Annotated in this window: 13 protein-coding genes; 7 read left to right on the top strand and 6 right to left on the bottom strand. The window is 60.3% G+C overall.

Translation table 11 applies throughout. The features are described 5' to 3' along the window. The first annotated feature begins 108 nt into the window (after positions 1-108). Positions 109-996, top strand: a complete 888-nt coding sequence (locus RE432_RS07315) for a LysR substrate-binding domain-containing protein (protein WP_310932636.1) — start codon at positions 109-111, stop codon at positions 994-996. Positions 997-1,021: 25 nt separating this feature from the next. On the opposite strand, the gene RE432_RS07320 is transcribed toward RE432_RS07315, so the two are convergent. Continuing rightward, positions 1,022-1,219 (bottom strand): YjfB family protein, encoded by a 198-nt coding sequence (locus RE432_RS07320; protein ID WP_310932637.1) that lies wholly within the window; start codon positions 1,217-1,219, stop codon positions 1,022-1,024. A 455-nt stretch (positions 1,220-1,674) separates the two neighbouring features. Here RE432_RS07320 and RE432_RS07325 point away from each other — a divergent pair, with 455 nt between their 5' ends. The 3 genes from RE432_RS07325 to RE432_RS07335 all read left to right on the top strand — a co-directional run bounded on the left by RE432_RS07325 (position 1,675) and on the right by RE432_RS07335 (position 4,695). Next, positions 1,675-2,412 (top strand): FadR/GntR family transcriptional regulator, encoded by a 738-nt coding sequence (locus RE432_RS07325; protein WP_310932638.1) that lies wholly within the window; start codon positions 1,675-1,677, stop codon positions 2,410-2,412. Positions 2,413-2,693: 281 nt separating this feature from the next. Beyond that, positions 2,694-3,611 (top strand): 5-dehydro-4-deoxyglucarate dehydratase, encoded by a 918-nt coding sequence (gene kdgD / locus RE432_RS07330; protein WP_310932639.1) that lies wholly within the window; start codon positions 2,694-2,696, stop codon positions 3,609-3,611. Between the two features lie 97 nt (positions 3,612-3,708). After that, on the top strand, positions 3,709-4,695 hold the full coding sequence (locus RE432_RS07335; RefSeq protein ID WP_310932640.1) for a tripartite tricarboxylate transporter substrate binding protein: 987 nt from the start codon (positions 3,709-3,711) through the stop codon (positions 4,693-4,695). 24 nt (positions 4,696-4,719) lie between these two features. Here RE432_RS07335 and RE432_RS07340 read toward each other — a convergent pair whose 3' ends face one another. Together RE432_RS07340 and RE432_RS07345 are read right to left on the bottom strand one after the other, a co-directional pair. Continuing rightward, positions 4,720-5,559 (bottom strand): class III extradiol ring-cleavage dioxygenase, encoded by an 840-nt coding sequence (locus RE432_RS07340; RefSeq protein WP_310932641.1) that lies wholly within the window; start codon positions 5,557-5,559, stop codon positions 4,720-4,722. A gap of 98 nt (positions 5,560-5,657) precedes the next feature. Beyond that, entirely contained in the window at positions 5,658-6,815 is a 1,158-nt protein-coding gene (locus RE432_RS07345) for an acyl-CoA dehydrogenase family protein (RefSeq protein WP_310932642.1), read from the bottom strand. Positions 6,816-6,950: 135 nt separating this feature from the next. Between RE432_RS07345 and RE432_RS07350 the strand changes: the two genes are divergently transcribed. Continuing rightward, a complete protein-coding gene (locus RE432_RS07350; protein WP_310932643.1) occupies positions 6,951-7,853 on the top strand; it encodes a LysR substrate-binding domain-containing protein in 903 nt (300 codons plus the stop codon). A gap of 51 nt (positions 7,854-7,904) precedes the next feature. Here the strand turns inward: RE432_RS07350 and RE432_RS07355 are convergent, their stop codons facing one another. After that, positions 7,905-8,618, bottom strand: a complete 714-nt coding sequence (locus tag RE432_RS07355; RefSeq protein ID WP_310932645.1) for an HAD-IA family hydrolase — start codon at positions 8,616-8,618, stop codon at positions 7,905-7,907. Between the two features lie 98 nt (positions 8,619-8,716). Between RE432_RS07355 and RE432_RS07360 the strand changes: the two genes are divergently transcribed. Then, positions 8,717-10,012 (top strand): FAD-dependent oxidoreductase, encoded by a 1,296-nt coding sequence (locus RE432_RS07360; RefSeq protein WP_310932647.1) that lies wholly within the window; start codon positions 8,717-8,719, stop codon positions 10,010-10,012. A gap of 28 nt (positions 10,013-10,040) precedes the next feature. Here RE432_RS07360 and RE432_RS07365 read toward each other — a convergent pair whose 3' ends face one another. Both RE432_RS07365 and RE432_RS07370 read right to left on the bottom strand, forming a co-directional pair. Continuing rightward, the gene (locus RE432_RS07365) at positions 10,041-10,406 is read right to left on the bottom strand and encodes a DUF2784 domain-containing protein (RefSeq protein ID WP_310932648.1); all 366 of its coding nucleotides are present in this window, start codon (positions 10,404-10,406) and stop codon (positions 10,041-10,043) included. A 37-nt stretch (positions 10,407-10,443) separates the two neighbouring features. Beyond that, a complete protein-coding gene (locus tag RE432_RS07370; protein WP_310933055.1) occupies positions 10,444-11,376 on the bottom strand; it encodes a tripartite tricarboxylate transporter substrate binding protein in 933 nt (310 codons plus the stop codon). Between the two features lie 487 nt (positions 11,377-11,863). Between RE432_RS07370 and RE432_RS07375 the strand changes: the two genes are divergently transcribed. Next, a complete protein-coding gene (locus tag RE432_RS07375) occupies positions 11,864-13,933 on the top strand; it encodes a TonB-dependent siderophore receptor (protein WP_310932649.1) in 2,070 nt (689 codons plus the stop codon). Positions 13,934-13,935: the final 2 nt, after the last annotated feature.

Raw genomic sequence — 13,935 nt, forward strand, 5'->3', positions numbered from 1 at the left:
CGACTTTTCTTCACCACTATCATTCATAAAATGAATGTATATAGGAGTTCATAAGAAATCTTCACGTGTAAAATCCTATGCTGATGCTTTCATGCATGAAGGAATAGAATGAATCCGCGCCGGCTTACCCCTTCCATGTCTTTGCTGGTGGCCTTCGAGGCATCGGCGCGGCACCTGAGCTTCACACGCGCCGCGATCGAGCTTTCATTGACGCAAAGCGCGGTCAGCCGGCAGGTCAAGGCATTGGAATCCCTGTTGGATGTGGCCTTGTTCCGCCGCGAAAAGCGCAGCATTGTCCTGACGGAAGCGGGCGCGGTCTATCAGGCTGAGGTCAGCAACGCCCTGCAGCGGATCAGCAGTGCTTCGCTGCAGGCCATTGCCTCGCGCTCGGGCGGGGGCAACCTGCACCTGGCTGCCTTGCCCACTTTTGCGGCCAAATGGTTGATGCCCCGGCTGAATAGCTTCTATGCCCAGCACCCCGGCACATTGATTCACGTGCATGCGCGCATTGGCCTGTTCGATCTCGAGCGGGCGGGCATGGATGCCGTCATCGGCGTGGGCGACGACAACCGGCCTGGCCTGATTGCCCATCATCTGCTGGACGAAGAAGTGGTGCCGGTAATCAGCCCAGCCCTGGCCGGCGCGTTGCCGGTCAATGGTCCCGCCGATGTGGCGCAGCATCTGCTGCTGCAGGTGGCCGCCCGGCCCGCTGTCTGGCAGCAATGGTTTCGAGACAATCATGTGCCGCCAAGTGCAATGCGCCTGGGACCTCAGTTTGAACTGACCTCCCATCTGATCCAGGCAGTGGCGTCGGGGATAGGCATTGGCCTGGTCCCCAGCATTCTGGTGCAGGACGAGTTGCGCAGCGGCGCCTTGCAACTGGCTATAGACCGGCCGTTGAATACCGGTGCGGCGTATTACCTTTACGTGCCGCCCGAGCGGCTGGCGTTTCCCCCGGTCCAGGCCTTCAAGGCATGGTTGCTGGCGCTTGGATGAACAGTCCCCAGGGGTGTCGGCAAGGTCAGGCGGTGGTGTGGATCTGCGTGCCGATCATGCCATGCGTGGCCAGCTTGGGCGCTGCCGACTCGATCAGGCCCGTTATGGTCTGAGCCTGCATATCCAATGTTTTGCGCAGCATCGTCATCTGCACTTGTTGCTGGACATTGGCGTTCTCCAGCGCCACCGAGGCGCCTACTGTTGCTTCGACTGACATGCTCATGCTGTATTCCTGTTGATCTTGTGCGGGGACGCCGGCGGGCCGGCCGCCTTCTATTTCGCCGCGTCAGCCGTTTCTGCTGCAGCGTCGCCTTTGGCGTGCAGCGAAATGAGGGGAGGCTGGTGCTGATGCGCGCGCTCTTGCGCCAAGCGTGTTTCCAGGGGAACGGTGTACTGCTTGACTTTCCAGTTTCGGTAAGGTGACAAGACTTGATTTGATGCGGGCATTTCAGACTCCAGGTAAGCAATATTTATCGCTGTATCCAATTGCTGCTTGATGCGATCCCTATATAGGATGACCCCTAATGCTCACATATGCAAGTTTCAATGTTGCGACAAAGCCGGTTATTTGCATTTTTTTGCGTGCAGGCAGGGTAAACAGGGAGCTGCTTGGCGTGTCATCATACAAGCAGACAGCTATAATCATGCTGTCTTCCTTATTGCGGATTCGTATTCTCCATGGCAACGCTTACCCGCCCCTCGCTTTCTCTTGAGCGGCCCAAGTCGCTGGCCGCGCAACTGGCCAAGGACTTGACCGACCGCATTGCCCGGGGCGATTTGAAGCCGGGCGACAAGCTGCCCAGCGAGCATGAAATGGTTGCTTCGTATGGCGTAAGCCGCACGGTGGTGCGCGAGGCGGTTTCCAGCTTGAAAAGCGCCGGGCTGGTCTCTGCCCGTCAAGGGGTGGGGGTGTTCGTGCTGGCGCCCTCGGCCGCGATTCCGTTTCGGATCGACGCCCAGGAGCTCGATACGGTCAAAGAGGTGATCAGCCTGCTTGAGCTGCGCATCAGCCTGGAGTCGGAAGCGGCGGCGCTGGCGGCCATACGGCGCACCGATGGGCATATTGCCCGCCTGCGGGATACGCTGGACGCCCTGACGCGGGGGATAGCCGCCCACGAAGACGCGGTGGATCTGGACTTCCGCTTTCACCAGGAAATTGCGCTGGCGACCGACAATCGCTACTTCACGGAGTTATTCAATTATTTGGGCATGGTGGCCATTCCGCGCGCCCGGATCGGTATGTACAAAGCCGACACCCACGCGCGCACGGCCTATCTGCAGAATGTGAATCGCGAGCATCAGGCCATTTTTCAAGCCATTGTGAATCAAGATCCCGATGGCGCACGGGCTGCCATGCGCCTGCATCTGGGTAACAGCCGCGAACGCCTGAAGGCGGCCAGCGTAGCGGCCTCCTGACCTGTTTCGGCTTGCAGGACGTGTTTGTGGCCGCTGTCCGGCGCGGATCTGGCGGGTATTGCACCGCCATGTAGCGCAAACCCTGAAAAATCGCCTCTCCGTTAAATTTTTGCTTGTACGACAACAGACAAGAAGGTATATTCCCTGAACAGAAAGCGAATGCTTTTCGGGTAAGGGTTTATTTATTCATCAGAACTGGCTGCGTGTGACGGCATCGTTCCGGAGCGCCTTATCGGTTTTTGCCGATCCGCCGGTTGTCTTCTTGTGTAGATAGGGAAAATATGTCGATCGATGTACAGGAGTTGAAGAAAGTCATTGGCGCGGGGTTGCTGTCGTTTCCGTTGACCGATTTCGATGCGCAGCAGAACTTCAACAAACCTTCTTATCAGAAGCGTCTTGAATGGCTCAAGGGCTACGACGCCACTGCCTTGTTCGCTGCGGGCGGCACCGGCGAATTCTTTTCGCTGGCCAAAGACGAATACGCCGATATCGTGGGCGCTGCCGTGGCGGTCTGCCGCGGCGACATGCCGATTATTGCGGGCACCGGCTATGGCACGCGCACCGCGATCGAATATGCCGTCGAAGCCCAGCGCCAGGGCGCTGACGGCCTGTTGATCTTGCCGCATTATTTGACCGAGGCGGACCAGGAAGGCTTGCGCCGCCATGTGGTGGCCATCTGCAAATCGGTGTCCATCGGGGTGATCATCTACAACCGCAGCCTGTGCCGGCTCACGGCCGAGACCCTGGAGCAGATCGCCGACGAATGCCCCAATCTGGTGGGTTTCAAAGATGGCTTTGGCGATATTGAATTGATGATGTCCATCCGTTCGCGGCTGGGCGACCGCCTGACCTATATCGGCGGCTTGCCCACAGCGGAAGTCTTTGCGCCGGCCCTTAAAGCCATGAGCGTCACGACTTATTCATCGGCCGTGTTCAACTTTATTCCTCGCACTGCGCTTGAGTTCTACAACGCGTCGGTGCGTGACGATCACGCCACCATGGATCATCTTCTGAAGACTTTTTTCTTTCCCTATCTGGCGCTGCGCAACAGCGGGCAGGGCTATGCGGTCAGCATCGTCAAAGCCGGCGCCACAGTGGTGGGCAAGACCGCCGGCCCGGTGCGCACGCCCTTGTGCGACCTGACGCCGGATCAGCATGAGCAACTGGCGGCGTTGATCGCCGCCCTGGGTCCTCAGTAAGGGTTTTTGTACGCCCCGCCCTATTTTTGTTCTTTTTTGTAGAACCTGTTTTTAACCTTAATGCAATGCGGCTGCTCAAGACCGCACAGGAGACAATATGAAGAAAGCCTTAAAAATCGCCATTGCCGCATGTTGCGCCGCCGCGTTTGCCGTTCCGGCCGCTGCGCAGTCGGACGCGGCCGCGAACTATCCGGCCAAGCCCATCAAGCTGATCGTTCCGTTCCCGGCCGGGGGCACATCCGACGTACTGGGCCGGCTGGTCGGCGACAAGCTGGGGCAGGCGTTCGGGCAAACGGTGGTGGTCGAGAATCGCGCGGGGGCCAATGGCAATATCGGCGCCGATTATGTGGCGCGATCGGATGCCGACGGCTACACCTTGCTGCTGGTGGACCTGGGCAACCTGACGATCAGCCCAAGCGTCTATCCGAATATGCCTTTTGATCCGCTTAAAGACCTGACGCCGGTGACGATGCTGGCTTTTTCGCCGCACCTGCTGGTCACCAGCAATGCGCTGCCCGTCAAGACGCAAGACGAATTGGTGGCCTATGCCAAGGCCAACCCCGGCAAGGTGAATTTTGCCGCCGCGGCAGGCATTGGCAGCGCCCCGCATATGGCCGGCGTCCTGTTTGCCCAGAAAACCGGTGTCGATTGGGGCTACATCCCCTATAAGGGCGGCGCCCAGGCCATGACCGATCTGATCGGCGGGCAGGTCGATGCCACCACCAATGGCATGGTGGCCACCTATCCCCACGTGAAAAGCGGCAAGATCCGGCTGCTGGCCGTGACCAGCGAGAAGCGGCTGCCGCAATTGCCCGACGTACCCACCGTCAGCGAGAAGATCCCAGGCTTCGTGACGGGCAGTTGGCAGGGCGTGCTGGCGCCCGCCGGGACGCCTGCGGCCATTGTCGAGAAGCTCAATACAGAAATGGCCAAGATCATCAAAATGCCCGACGTCCAGGAAAAGCTGCTGACTTTGGGTGCCGAGCCCATGGACATGACGACCGCGGAATTCAACACCTGGATGCACACTCAGGTTGCCAACTGGGCGGTGGTCGTGAAGGAAGCGGGCATCAAGATCGAATAGCGCGCATGCCGGGCGGGAAAACGCCTAACCGTCAGTAAAGCGGAACGCTGACAGCGTGACTTCCATCACCCGGTCGCTGAATATCCGTTCGCCCCGGCCGGCACCCGCCGCGCCGGCGGCAACCATCAGGGGCAGCAAGTGCTCTTCGGCGCGGGGCGGATGGCTCAACCGGGCTCCGGGGGCCTGCGCCCAATCGGTCAAGGCCTGTTCGCGTCGGGCCGGCGCCGCACTGACCGCATCGGCCAGCCAGTGATCGAACTGGTCCGAGATGGGGCCGAACTGGGGGTCGCCGTAGCCGCGCATGTTGTGGAAGCTCATGCCGCTGCCAATAATCAAAACGCCTTCATCGCGCAAAGGAGCAAGCGCCTTTCCCGCTTGAAGATGGACAGCCGGATCCATGTCTTGACGCAGCGACAGTTGCACCACGGGGATATCGGCATCCGGAAACATCAGTTTCAACGGAATAAAGACGCCGTGGTCCAGGCCGCGGTTGGCGTTTTCGGTGGCGGGCATGTGATTCTGATTCAGCAGTTCCACAATACGCGACGCCAGTTGCGGTTCGCCGGGAGCGGGGTAGCGCAGCTCGTAAGTGTGGGCGGGGAAGCCGTTATAGTCATAAATCAGGCTGGGGCGCGGATTGCTGGTGACGCTGAATGCGGACCCCAACCAATGGCCGGATACGAGCACGATTGCTTTGGGGCGTTCGGGCAGCGTCGCTGCCACGCCTTCCAGAAAATCGCGGGTGCGGTCCCAGGCGTCAGCGGGGTTCCAGTCCATGAAAAAACAGGGGCCGGCGCCATGGGGGATGAACAATGTGGGCATGCGGGCTTCGATGCCCGTGGTGGTGTTTGGCGTGGCGGCCATGGCGGCACTCCTTGAACGAATAGGATAAAGAGAGTATCGCTTAACACCCTACAACATGCTTGGCGGCTGACGCGGCAGGCGGCAGCGCCCGGGGATGCCTAGCGCTGCAGCAACTGCTTGGCGATGATCAACTGCTGAATCTGGCTGGTGCCCTCGTAAAGCCGCAACAGGCGCACATCCCGATAAAAGCGCTCGGCTTTGTATTCGCTGATATAGCCGGACCCGCCATGGATCTGTACCGCACGGTCCGCCACGCGGCCGACCATCTCGGTGCAGAACAGCTTGACGCAGGATGCCGCCATGCTCAGTTCCTGATTCCTTTGTCCCGCCGGATTCGCATCATAGGCACGTGCACAGTCCCGCATCATGGACAGGCCGGCGTACAGATCCGTCTGGCTGTCGGCCAGCATGGCCTGCACAAGCTGGAACTGGGCGATGGGCTGGCCGAATTGCTTGCGTTGCTTGGCATAGTCGACCGCGTCGCGGATCAGCCTGTCGGCCATGCCGCAGGCCAATGCGGAAATATGAAGGCGGCCGCGGTCCAGCACTTTCATGGCGGTGCTGAAGCCTTTGCCGGGCGTGCCGCCGATGATGTTTTCCGCCTTGACCTTGACATTGTCCAGCACGACATCGCAGGTCTTGGTGCCGCGCTGCCCCATTTTCTTGTCGTGCTTGCCCAGCGTTATGCCCGGCGTGTCGGCGGGGAGGATAAATGCAGAGACGCCGCCGGCGCCCGGCCCGCCGGTGCGCGCCATCAGGGTGAAGGCGCTGGCGCGGGAAGCATTGGTAATGAAGCGCTTGGTCCCGTTGATGACGTAATGGTCGCCCTCGAGCGTTGCCTTGGTTTGCAAGGATGCGGCGTCAGAACCGGCGCCGGGCTCCGTCAGCGCAAAGGAGATGATCACTTCGCCCGAGGCGATGCGCGGCAGCCAGGCCTGCTTTTGCTCTTCGGTGCCGTCCATCAGTATGCCCTGCGAGCCAATGCCCACATTGGTGCCGAACACGGACCGGAAGGCGAATGACGTATGGCCCAAGTCGTAGACCACGTCGCATTCTTGCGCCATGGACAAGCCCGAGCCGCCGTATTCTTCCGGAATGGAAATGCCGAATAGCCCGATCTCTTTCATTTCCTCGACAATGTCGGCCGGCACGTCGTCGGTTTCTTCAAGAACGTCTTCCGCAGGCTTGAGCCGCTGGTCAATAAACTTCTGTACGGTCGAGCGCAGGACCGAGAACGTTTCATTATCGAGTGCCATATTGATTGCCTATGCGTGTTGGGTTGCGTGTCGGTGAACGGTGAAATGTGCTGTCGATATGATACGTGCGCATGCGGTGTTTTGGACGATTTAATATACTGTCAAATAATATTTGACAGTAAGGCACGCGCCGCCATGGACCTGAATTCACTTCACTTTTTTATCGACATCGTCGATGCCGGCAGTATGAGCGCGGCGGCGCGCAAGCGCAAAATGTCCCGGGCTAACCTGAGCTACCGCCTTAAAACACTGGAAGATCAACTAGGCGTGCAGCTACTGCGCCGCACGACCAAAGCCATGCAACTGACCGATATCGGGGCGGCCGTTTATGCCCACGGACGCAATATGCTGTACGAGTTCGCCGCCGTCAGGGATATCGTTTCCAACGCCACCGGCACCGTGTCCGGGCATGTGCGCCTGAGCGTTGCGGCCGGGCTCGGGCATCTGGCCTTGTCGGATATCCTGGTCCAGTTCAGGCGCGCGCATCCAGAAGTGACCTTCGACGTGGTATTTAGCAACCAGATCGTGAATCTGGTCGAAGAAGGCATCGACATCGCCTTGCGTGTGCTGTCCACGCCACCCGCCAACTCCAAGGCGACCGCGCTGGCCGATGTGGATTGGGTGGTCTGTTCCAGCCCCGGGTATATGCAGGATAAACCGGCGGTTCACGTGCTGGAGGATTTGCGCTCCCTGGATATTGTGTGCGCCTCGGCGGTCGGGGCGGCCTTGCGCGTGACCGGGCGTTATGACGGCGGCAGCCGGAGCGTGGAACTGCAGCCTGTGCTGCGTTCTGACAACTTCGTCTTTTTGAAGCAGGCGGTGATGGAAGGGGGCGGTATTGGGTTCCTGCCCCGATACATGGTCAAGCCCGAGCTGGAATCGGGCGCTTTGGTCAGGCACCTGCCCTACTACAGAATCAGCGTGTTTGGCGCGACAATCTTTCTGCTGACGCCGCCGACGCGTTACCAGGCGGCAGCGGCGCAACTGATGATCGAGTTCCTGAAAGCACGCCTGTGCAACGAAAGCCTATATGGCTGATGCGTGGAATCCGCCGCAGGTTGGCCGCGCATGCGCCGTTGCGGCGCATGCTTACGCTATTTGCGCTTGATCAAGCAGCAATTCATGCCAGCGGCTGAAGGCAAAGTGCCGCGACAGGCCTTGAAGCTGCAGGTCTCCGTATCCTGATTCATGCAGCACAAACCGCACGCCCGCGTCCCGTGCGCAGGCCGCATCGACCGAGGTGTCTCCGAAGTACAGGCATTGATCGGGCTTCAACCCCAGCATGCGGATGGTTTCCAGCAGGGGCAGGGGCGACGGCTTGGCCTGCGGCCAGGTGTCGGCGCCGCTGATGAAATCGAACATCGTATCGATGCCGACCTTGCGGGTGGCCGTCAGGGCGCTGGCATGGACCTTGTTGGTGCAGATTCCCATGGGCAGCCGCGCGTCGCGGCAGGCTTGCAAGACGTTCTGGACACCGGCATAAAGCTGGGTGCGGCCATGGTTCAGGGCGGCCTGATGCTCAAGGTACTGGGCCTTGAGCGGCGTAAAGTCGGTGGGCGTGGACCATCCCATGTCGGCCACGATAGACCGCATGATGCCTTCGTTAGTGCCGTGCAGATCGTCGGGAAAATAATCGTCGGGCAGCAGGCCCACGCCGGCCTGCGCAAAGGTCAGGCGCATACCGTGAATGATGTCCGGCGCGCTGTCGATCAGCGTGCCGTCCAGGTCGAAGACGAGGCCGTGCACGTCGCTGCCGGCGAGCAGGGGGTGCAAATTCAGATTTTGCTTCAGTGACTCAGACACGTTTCAGGCATCCTTCCAGGCGGGCTGCATGGCCGCCGATACGCGCTTCATGCGGCGTATGCGGCAGAGCAGCATTTTCAAGTTGGGCATACCTTAGCATGGCTGCGGGGGCGGCGCTTTCTCTTGACGGCCAGGCGCGCCGCCTGCACACTTTGCACATGGAAAACGCCTTTCAAGAAAGAAGCGTGCGTTGCTGCATCGTGGGTGGCGGACCCGCCGGCATGATGTTGGGCTTGCTGTTGGCGCGCGCCGGCGTGGCTACTGCCGTACTCGAAAAACACGGCGATTTTCTGCGGGACTTCCGGGGCGACACGGTGCATCCGTCCACGTTGGAAATCCTGGCGGAACTGGGGCTGAAAGAGCAATTCGACGCTTTGCCGCAGCACCGCGTGGAGCAGCTGGAGGGCATGTTTGCCGATGGCATGCATGCCTTGGGCGACTTCCGCCGCTTGCGGCCCTTTCCCTATATGGCGCTGGTCCCGCAATGGGATCTGCTTAATCTGCTCGCCACCGAGGCGCAACGCCATGACCGCTTTCAGTTGTGCATGCGCCACGAAGCGACGGAGCTGGTCCGCGGTCCGGACGGCGCCGTCACCGGCGTCATGGCCCGAACGCCGGACGGCATGGTGCGGTTCAATGCCGGCCTGGTCGTGGCGTGCGATGGCAGGCATTCCCTGCTTCGCAAAGCTGCCGGCCTGTATCCGCAGAATCTGGGCGCTCCCATGGACGTGCTGTGGTTCCGGCTTCCACGGCTGGCCTCCGATCCGGCCGGTACCTACGGCGTGCCAGGCTATGGCAACTTCCTGGTCATGCTTAACCGCAACGACTATTGGCAGATTGCCAGTGTGATCGCCAAGGGGACCGCCGGCCCGTGGCGCCAGCAGCCGATCGAGGATTTCCGGGCCAGGGTGGCGGGTAAAGTCCGCTTTCTGGCTGACCGGGTCGGCCATATTGCTTCCTGGGACGACGTCAAGCTGCTGGAGGTGCGGGTGGACCGTTTGCAGCAGTGGCATCGGCCCGGCCTGTTGCTGATCGGCGATGCGGCGCATGCCATGTCGCCCATAGGCGGCGTGGGCATCAACCTGGCCATACAGGACGCGGTGGCGGCCGGCAATATACTGGCCCCCGCCTTGCTGGCCTCCGGCTTACCCGATGAGTCGGTGCTGGCTGCTGTCCAACGGCGGCGTCTGCTGCCGACCAGAATCATCCAGGGGCTGCAGGTATTCATCCAGCGGCGTGTGATTGCACCGGCGCTGGCCAGCCAGGCCAGCGACCAGCCGGTTGAACTGCCTGGTATTGCACGGCTGCTGTTCAGGTCCGCATTCATTCGCTCGCTGCCTGCCCGCATCCTGGGGCAGGGATTCCGGCGGGAACATGTGCGGCCCCCGCGTTGATGACCGCAGCGCCGCTGCGGCAAAGCGCTTAGCGGCCGGGACGCCGACAGTACACCACGGCATAAATGCTCGCATTGATGATGACGAGCAGCAGCGCCAGCATGACCTGGATTTCGCGCGTCAGGCCCTGCGGATAGATGAGGGCGGCAAGGTAGTGCTCAATGAAGCCGCCCTCGTAGCCGGCGCCGCCCGCCGATCTGCGCAAGCGGTTCTCCAGGGGCGTCAAGGGACATATCCAGCCCATGGCAACGACCAGGGCGCCCCATAGCAGCGCGGGCAGATGCAGATAAAGCAGCCATCGCCGCCACAAGACGAGCAGGCCGCCCAGCACGGCAAAGGCAATGAAGGCGGCGTGAATCAGGAGGACGAGATCGGCAAGGACGCGGTAGGCCATGGCGATTACGGCGTGGTCGGGTAGGCCGGGCAGGCGATCAATCCACCGAAGCGCCCGACTGCTTGACCACAGTGCCCCACTTGTCCACTTCCGCATCGATGAAGGCTTTGGCGTCCGGCAGGCTTAGCGGCATGGGTTGCGCCCCCCGATTATGGAATACCTTCTGGACCTCTGCGTCGTTCAAAATGCCGACGATTTTCTGGTTCAGCACATCCACAATATCGGCCGGTGTGCCTTGGGGTGCAAACAAGGCGGCCCAACCCACTGCTTCAAAGCCGGGGTAGCCTGCTTCGGCCACAGTCGGCACATCGGGCAACTGATCCACGCGGCGCTTGGTTGTGACGGCAAGCGCATTGGCGTCGCCGGACTTGACGTGAGGCAGCGCCGCCGTCACAGAATCCACCATCAACGGCACATGGTTGCCCAGGAAGTCAGCCTGCGCCGGACCGCTGCCTTTGTATGGAATGTGCCGCATCTCGATGCCGGCCGCGTGCTTGAACATCTCGGCCGAAAGATGCTGCGTCCCGCCTATGCCCGCGCTGGCGTAAGCGAGGCTGTTGGGCTCGGCCCGGCTTTGCTCGACCAACTGCTGCAGGGACGTGATGCCCGACTTGGGATTGGACAGGAAAATAAGCGGCACCGAAAAAATCCCGCTGATGGGAGTGAAATCGCTGGAGAGCGAATACCCCGGCGCTTTGTACAAAGTCTGATTCACGGCGGCTGCGCTGCCGCCCACGACCAGGGTATAGCCGTCCGGCTTGGCACGCTTGACGAACTGCATGCCGATGTTGCTTCCGGCGCCGGCTTTGTTCTCGACCACGACAGGCTGGTTGATTTCTTTTGCCAACCTGTCGGCCACTTCGCGGGCGAAGATGTCGGTCGCCTGGCCGGGCGGAAACGGCACGATCAGCGTAATGGGCCGGTCAGGATAGGCCGCATGCGCCATGCCGGCCGCCATCAATAGCGTCATGGATAGCAGTGCGCCCCTGACGGTGCGAAAGCTGGCGGATGGATGGTGCATGCGGAATCTCCTTGATAGCGCGTGAAAAATTGAAATGAAGAACTGGTGAACACGCATAGGGCTGACGATAGTGTATGTCTCTTGCCGATGAGCCGCGAGCACCCTGAAACGGCATCGCCGGTCCGGGCAGGCATCGGCCAGTCCCCGTGTTGCCTGCGGGCAACACGGTTCGTCATCCTCTCTTTGTTTTTCGATGCGTCATGACCGATTTTGTGCGGAAGATAGGCAAAAATAACCGGAAAATTCCATAAAAAGCCGCTAGTGCGATGCCTTGTATTGAGCCTGTAAGCCCAAAGAAAATAGATTTGATAACAATTCTCAATTATCATTTACAGCCACAAGTGAGCCTCATGCTAATGGGAAGGCGAGAGACATGCGTACCTGAGCCGGGCTTGTCAGCATGCTTACCCCTTCAAGCCAATACGGAAAAAAGAACATGCGATCAATGACATATCAACCTATCGCTTGGGCGGTTCTGGCGATGATCAGCAGTATGGTTCTGGCCACACCGAGCCACGCGCAAGCGTCCGATGCGGCATCCCCCGAGTCTGTCGAAACCCTGGGCGCGGTGACCGTCGTCGGCACGGTAGGCGATTTGCAAAGCCTGGATTTCTACGCGCCGAACTCCAGCGCGGTGCTGAACCGCAGCGATATCGACGAACAGGGCGCCCGCAAGCTGGATCAGGCTCTGCAGTACCAGGCCGGGATCCTTAGCGAGCCCTTCGGTGCGGACAACAAGGTGGAGTGGTTCAAGATTCGCGGTTTCGACGCGTCCACGTCCCTGGATGGCTCGCCCACCACCCCGAACGGCTACTTTGTCTGGAAGCCCGAGCTGTTTGGCGTCGAAACCGTTGAAGTGCTCAAGGGGCCCAGTTCTTTGGAGTTTGGCGCTTCCGAAGCCGGCGGTGTGGTCAATCTGGTGACGAAACGGCCGCACAAGGAAGAGGCCTTGCTGCTGCAGGCAGAGGGCGGCCACCGCGGCCGCCTGGGGCTGGGTTTTGATTACAACGGAATCGCGAACGAGGCAGGCACCGCCTATTACCGCATCGTGGCGCAAGCGCGCCGCGAAGACGGCATGCAGCGGGATACGGATATGAAGAGCTATTACCTGGCTCCCAGCGCGACCTTCGAGTTCAGTCCGCGCACATCGCTGACCTTGCTGACCAGCATCCAGCGCGAAGATGGCACACCGACCAACGGTTTCCTGCCAGCCTATGGCACCATCATCGGTACGCCTTATGGGAAGATCGACCGGCGCATGAATCCCGGCGAGCCGGGTTTTGACCAGCTCAAGCGCACGCAGCTCAGTGCGGGCTGGCTGTTCAGCCACGAGTTCAACGATGACTGGGCCTTCAAGCAGAACTACAAGTTCTCCAAATTGGATGTCGATCAGCAAAACGTGTTTGCCTATGGCTCGGACGGCAACCGTGAGCTCTTGCGCGGCTACACCTATACCGACGGCAGCACCCGCAACCACTACATCGACAACCGCATAAGCGGCAAGGTCAAGCTGGGCGACAATGTCGAGCTGCGGCCCGTGGTCGGGTTCGATTACCTTAAGTCAGACACCTCCGGCCAGAACAACGGCTTTGGCCTGGCGCCGAACCTGGATATGTTTGCGCCCGTGTACGGTACGCCGTTCGCCGTGAACGCTACGCCCTACGAACTGGATACCAGGCAGTTGGGCCTGTATGCCTCCACCCAGTTGCGCGTGGGCGAGCGCTGGAACTTCAATGCCGGCATACGCCACGACAAAGCCAAAGGCTCAGGCAATATCAACGGGGGCGATGCCGGCTACAAAGCAAGCCATAACAGCGTGAACGTCGGGGCCATGTACATCAGCGACTATGGCGTTTCGCCCTATGCCAGCTATTCGGAGTCGTTCAAACCGATACCCGGCGTGGACGGCTATGGCAATACCTATCAGCCCTACGAAGCCAAGCAGGCGGAAGTCGGCATCAAGCTGGAGCCCACGTGGTTCGACGGCACGGTGACCATTGCCTACTTTGATATCGAGGAAAAGAACGCGCTGATCGCGGATGCATCCAACATCCAGTCGCAAAGCGGCAAGCGTACCAACAAGGGTGTCGAAATCGAAGGCGATTTCAACATAACGGACGATACGGCGGTGAAGGTCTCTTACACCCACAACCATTCGCGCCAGAAGATCACGCCAGAGCAGACCGTCCGCACGCCGCTGATTCCCAAGCATCAGGCCAGCCTGTGGGTCAGCCACCGCTTCACGCTGCCCAACAGCGGCAAGCTGACCGTGGCAGCCGGGGCGCGCTACAACGGCTCGACGGAAGATGAGCGCTATTACCCTGGCGAAAAGGTTCCCAGCTACACCTTGCTGGACATGATGGCGCGCTATCAGATCAACCCCGAGTGGGCGCTGCAACTGAACGCCCGCAACCTCACCAACAAGAATTACGTGGCCTCTTGCGACTTCTATTGCTACTACGGCGGCGGCAGGACGGTCGACCTGCAGCTTCAGTATCAATGGTAGCC

Origin of the sequence: Pusillimonas sp. SM2304 (assembly GCF_031628915.1) — a bacterium.
Taxonomy (GTDB): Bacteria; Pseudomonadota; Gammaproteobacteria; order Burkholderiales; family Burkholderiaceae_B; genus Pusillimonas_C.